The organism is Bacteroidales bacterium (genome assembly GCA_018334875.1).
Taxonomy (GTDB): domain Bacteria; phylum Bacteroidota; class Bacteroidia; order Bacteroidales; family UBA12077; genus JAGXLC01.
Genome location: JAGXLC010000252.1, coordinates 1 through 6,133, shown reverse-complemented (window position 1 = coordinate 6,133; position 6,133 = coordinate 1). Strand labels below are relative to the sequence as shown.

Below are 6,133 nucleotides of genomic sequence, written 5' to 3'. Positions count from 1 at the left end.
CCAATCTTTAGTTTAAAAGTAAAAATTTCAACTAACAAAAGCATGCAATTTATGAATCAAAAAATTAGATTTTTTAACAAATGGATGGTGCTATTTGTGTTGTTCTGCGGATTTATTTTTAGCAGTCCGCTTTTAGCATCTGCCGATTCGAACAGTTCGGATCTGAACACAACGTCCGGTAAAGCACTTCAACAGGAAATAGAAATTACTGGACAGGTAACCGACGCGGAAACTGGAGAACCCTTACCTGGCGTTAATATTGTAGTTGAAGGAACGAGTATTGGAACTACTACTGATATGGATGGTAATTATACACTGGAGGCTCCTTCCGATGGCACATTAATATTTTCCTTTGTTGGCTATCAGCAGCAATCCATAGATGTCAGCGGACAGCAGGAGATCAATGTGGAATTGCAGCAAGCTGTTACTGAATTGGAAGAAGTTGTAGCCGTTGGTTATGCTACCCAGCAGGCAGGAGAAGTTACCGGTTCTGTTTCTTCAGTTGATACTGATGAACTGGCAGATATGGCTTCCGTTAATGCTTCCGAGTCACTGAAAGGGAGCGTTTCCGGTGTAACTGTACAGGAATCCCACACTCCTGGTGGTGGTGCCTCGATTCGGATTCGTGGGCTCGGTACGATTAATGATAACAATCCCCTTTGGGTGGTTGATGGTGTACCGGGTGGCAATGTGAATCCTGAGAATATTGAATCCATTTCCATATTGAAGGATGCCGCTGCCCAGGCCATTTATGGTGCGAGAGCTGCCAATGGGGTGGTTTTGGTTACTACCAAGAGTGGACAGAAAGGGCAGCCAACCCAGGTTAATGTTAAGGTAAGAAATGGGATTAGCCGTAACAAAAATTCTTATAATCTGCTTAATACCCGGGAATATGGTGAGATGCTCTGGTTAATGGCAGATAATTCGGGTAGAGAGGATTACAGTCATGTGCAATATGGTAGTGGCGATGAGCCAACCATTCCCGAATACATTTTACCTGCCGGTGCTGATGAGGCAGACCATAGTAATTATGATCGAAAGATGGTCCATGAGGATGGTGATGATACATACATTATTATGAAGGCCAACCAAGAAGGTACTGACTGGATGGATGTAATCGACCGGGATGCCGCCTATCAGGAATACAGTGTGGACCTAAGCGGAGGAAGCGAAACCACCAACTATTCATTCCAGGTGGGCTATACGGAAGAAGAAGGTGTTCTGAAACATACCGGATTCGAACGATACAACCTGCGTTCCAACGTCACTACCAATCCGGCAGATTGGCTGGAAGTAGGTGAAAAAATAGGTGTTACCTATAGCAAGGATTGGGGCAATCAGGGAGACAACGCTGAATGGACAGCTATTTCTCAGACTTACCGTATGCAACCCATTGTCCCTGTATATGATATTAAGGGCAATCTTGCTGGTACCAGGGCCGAAGGTACTGGAAATGCGAATAATCCTTATTTTGATATGTGGTCGAATCGGCATGACTGGAATAAGAGCCTCAATGCCAGTGGGAATGCTTATGCAGAGGCCACCATTTTTGAAGGTTTGTCATTAAGAACTCTTTTTGGATTTGATTACGATGCCTCGCAGGGTAGGAACATTGGATATGTTGAGAAAGCTTTTTCAGAAAGAGGAAAATTCGATGGACTATCTGAAAGCGATTGGTTTGGGTTGCAGTGGAACTGGTCCAATACGTTGGAATACTCCAATACTTTTGCAGAAATACACGATCTTACAGTAATGGCTGGTACCGAGGCAATAGATAATAATTCCCGCTGGAGAGGAGCTTCAAGAGATCAATTTTTCTCCAGGAACCCCATTTATATGCAGATGGATGCAGGAGTCCAAAATCAGACCAACTATGGCAATGTAAGCGAATGGGCTTTATTCTCTGTTTTTGGCCGTGTGAACTATACATTAAGCGATAAGTACCTGTTGGAGGGTGTTATTCGGCGGGACGGTTCTTCCCGTTTCGGTAGTGAAAATCGTTATGGATTATTTCCTGCCTTTTCCGCAGGTTGGAGAATATCCAACGAAAGCTTCATGGCCGGGACCGACAACTGGTTGGATTTTCTTAAACTAAGAGTAGGATATGGAGAAACCGGTAATGACCGGATTGGTAACTACAATTCATTCACTACATTTGCTTCAAGTTCATGGAGTTCATATTATCCCGTAACAGGAGCTAATTCAGGACCTGGTTCATCAGGTTTCTATCGATCGAGTTTTGGCAATCCCAACGTGCTATGGGAGTCCACCGTAACTTCTAATCTAGGATTGGATGCTACTCTCTTTGAGAACATTGATATTACTGTTGACTTGTGGCAGAGGGTGACAGAGGATATGCTTTATCCGAAGCGAATACCCGATGTGCTGGGCCAAGCTTCTGCTCCCTCAATTAACGTTGGTGAAATGGAGAATACGGGTATAGACGTTGAACTTGGATATCAAGGAGCTGCAATGAATAATGAGCTGCAGTATAACATCAATCTGAATGTATCCTCCTATAAAAATGAAGTGGTCCGACTTTCCGGTCAGGAAGAGGAGTTCATGCAAGGAAGTGAATTCCGTGAAATGTCCTATACAAGAGCTGAAAGTGGCACTCAGTTCCCGGAATTTTATGGCTATGTAGTGGAAGGCATATTCCAGAGTGAGTCGGAAGCCAATAATCATCCCACTGCTTTTGGAGAAGATGGGGATTATAATGAAGCGGGCCGTTTCAAATACAAGGATGTTAATGAAGACGGTATTATTAATGAGGAGGACCGAACCTATATTGGCGATCCGCACCCTGATTTTACAGCAGGGTTGAATTTCAGTCTGACTTATAAAGGATTTCGTTTAAGCACCCGTTTATATACAAGCTATGGCAACGATATGGTCAATTACGTGAGACGTTGGATTGATTTTGAGCAATTTTTGGGGAATCGCAGTCACAGAAGGCTGTATGAATCCTGGGGAAGTCCTTATCTGGATAATAACGAAAATGCAGCCATGCCAAAGGCAGAGTTTGATGATATCGGTAGCCAATATCCAAATACCTATTTTATGGAAGATGCATCTTATCTGCGCATGCAGAACTTGCGTATTAGCTACGATTTAAGTACTCTGTTTCCAGGGGAGGCTTTCAGAAATATTGTGATTTACGGACAGGCAACCAACCTCTTTACCATAACCAATTATTCTGGACTGGATCCGGAAGTGAATACTTCAGGAATTAATAAAGGCATAGATCGTGGTGCCTGGCCAACATCTCAAAGAATCATGTTTGGAGTGAACCTTGGTCTTTAATTTTCTCACAGCATGATGTTTATAAACAAAATAAAAAATTGTAACTATGAAGCGAATAATTAATTTAATATTAATCACAACATTAGCAGGATTATTTGTATTCTTGTATTCCTGCAAGGAAGAGTTTCTTGATAAACAACCGACGGGAACAGCAGCTGGAGAGGTTATGAAAACCGAAGATGGTGTTGAAGGTCTTTTGATTGGTGCCTATGACATGCTACCCGGTAATGCATATTTTGGGGGTGCGTTGGGTACCGACTGGACCTATGGAGACTGTGCCTCCGATAATACTTACAAAGGTACTTCTTATGGCGATCAGAGTGCTTTTAATTCTGTAGAGAGGTACAATACACTTCCAGCAAATCCTTATATGTCTGCAAGATGGAGTGACTGTTATAATGGAGTTTCCCGTACCAATGATGTACTAAATTTTTTATGGACAACCCAGGAGGGAGATAATCCAATTTCTGACAACCGGGCTACGGAAATTGAAGCTGAAGCTAAATTTTTAAGAGCTTGGTATCATTTTAAAGCTACCAGAATTTTTGAGAAGATTCCCTATGTCAAAACAGAAGAAGAATTGGGTATGCCCCCTGAGGAGGTACCCAACGATTCCGAGGGATGGGATGAAATAGAAGCTGACCTTCAGTATGCCATCGACAATTTACCGGAAAACCCGCCTATGGGCGATCCGGGACGACCGCATAAATATGCTGCAATGGCTGTTAAAGCCCATGTCCATATGTTTCAGAATGAGCTTGGCGAGGCCGAGACACTGCTAGATGATATTATCGGAAGTAACAAGTTTGCTCTGGTCGATAACTATTACGACAATTATAAAGCTACTACTGAGAATAATGAAGAGTCCATATTTGAGATACAAGTATCAGCAGATGCAAGTAGTGCTAACTATCTTGTCCTAACAGGCGCCGTATTTCATCAATCGGGTGCTGCCGGTTTGGGCTGGGGTTTCTTTCAGCCTTCGCAGAATCTTTTTGAGGCTTTCCAAACAACTTCAGAAGGGTTGCCGGTATTGGACAAGGAAGATCGTGACGATCTGGCCAATGACATGGCTGTAGCCAGTGGTGACTCCTTTGAACCTACTGATCATCCACTTGATCCGCGTGTAGACTGGACTATTGCACGTCGTGGTGTTGATTTTCTTGGTTGGGGCATTCATCAGGGCAGAGCTTGGATTCGTTCTCAATCCAACGGTGGACCATATATGACCAAGAAATACATGCATCTGGAGGAAAATGACGGTTCTTATACCCAGTGGGGAGGATTTAAAAATGCCCGTAATTTTAGAGCCTATCGATATAGCCATGTGTTGCTTTGGAGGGCTGAAATTGCTGTGGAAAACAATGAACTTGATTATGCCCGACAGCTGGTAAATAAGATACGAGAGAGGGCAAAGAACAGCGATTATGTTAAAGGTCGTGTTACTACCGATGAGCTGGGCGATCAACCCACAGAGGACGAAATTAACTGGGATGAAGATGCTGCCAATTACAACATTGAGCCTTATCCTGAAGATTCCCCTGTATTTAATTCACAAGAAGAAGCAAGAAAGGCTGTAAGACTGGAGCATCGCCTTGAGTTCGCCACCGAAGGGCTGCGTTACTTCCAGCTTCGGCGCTGGGGTATTGCTGAAGATGTGCTGAACGATTACATACAAGAAGATGTTCAGTTCAGAACCTTTATGAAGGGCGCTTCCTATAATAGTGAAAGTGACGATTATTGGCCGTTACCGCAGGATCAGCTCGACATTCAGCCATCCTTGAAGCAGGACCCGGCATACGAATAGTATTTTATCTTAAAGTGAATATGAAAAGGGGTTGCCAAAGGGTGCAGCCCCTTTTTTTTGGTTTGTGGATGGCCACGGATTTGAAATGGATTAATGATGGCCACGAATCCCGCTTTCAGACGGGACAGGTGCACTAATGAGATGGCCACGAATCCCGCTTTTAGACGGGACAGGTACACGAATGGAAGATTGATTTTTTTGATAATAGCCACGGATATATACAGATCAAATTATTATTGGATGTTTCAATAGTTGTTTTTCATCTATAACGTTGAATTCAACCTATATGCTCTGAATATCCCGCCTCTTGCCCCGATAAGGGGCATATAGCGATAGAGATGCAACACCCCCGGGTTATTGGGCGCCTCGTCAGAGTGCGCGATAGATATTTCGTTTGGTGAATATATTCCTCGTCATAGGGAATAATGTGATATTTACCGGTTCGTTCATTGCGCTCCAACAACGGTTGTTGCCCTATTCTTTGGTAGCAGTTGGAGCGCTTTAATGTTTTGTGCTATTCTACCCCGGGCGCTGCCCGGGGCTACTATCTTTGAACCCTTTCAGGGTTGGGTATTGCAGAAGAGCAACATACCTCTGGTTACCGGCAATTGTGTTCTATGTCCCTATTGTGGTTCAAAAATATTGTGCCCTCGCTACCCTTCCTTCCTTGTTAGTTATCAGAATCATTAGCATTTTACATAATTATTCACCAAATTCATAATGATATATAGAATCCGCATTTTATCGCGCGCTCTGCGAGGCGCAGGAATCGGCTGGCGAATTGTTGCTATCGCTATTGGCCTTCTACGAAGGCAGCATTAAAGAATCGGTTGTTGCCAGGTAGCTGAACATAGGTAGACTTTATAGGTTAGGTTCCATAGACGGCGCTGCTCCATGGGGGCACACTTTGTAAACGATGTTTTGCTATAAATCACAATTAAAATCTTGTAAACGATGTAGCGCTATATTAAAGTTAGGCAACGGCTAAAGCCGGCAATCTGGTTTTACCTTTGGTTTCATTTA

At 43.4% G+C, this 6,133-nt stretch carries 2 protein-coding genes; both read left to right on the top strand.

Annotation, left to right across the window (positions count from 1 at the left end):
* The first annotated feature begins 51 nt into the window (after nucleotides 1-51).
* Complete coding sequence (locus KGY70_15615; GenBank protein ID MBS3776624.1) at nucleotides 52-3,303, top strand: TonB-dependent receptor; 3,252 nt, start codon at nucleotides 52-54, stop codon at nucleotides 3,301-3,303.
* A gap of 46 nt (nucleotides 3,304-3,349) precedes the next feature.
* Nucleotides 3,350-5,110 carry a RagB/SusD family nutrient uptake outer membrane protein gene (locus KGY70_15610; protein ID MBS3776623.1) on the top strand — a complete coding sequence of 587 codons (1,761 nt, stop codon included), beginning with the start codon at nucleotides 3,350-3,352 and terminating at the stop codon, nucleotides 5,108-5,110.
* The last annotated feature ends 1,023 nt before the right edge of the window (nucleotides 5,111-6,133 follow it).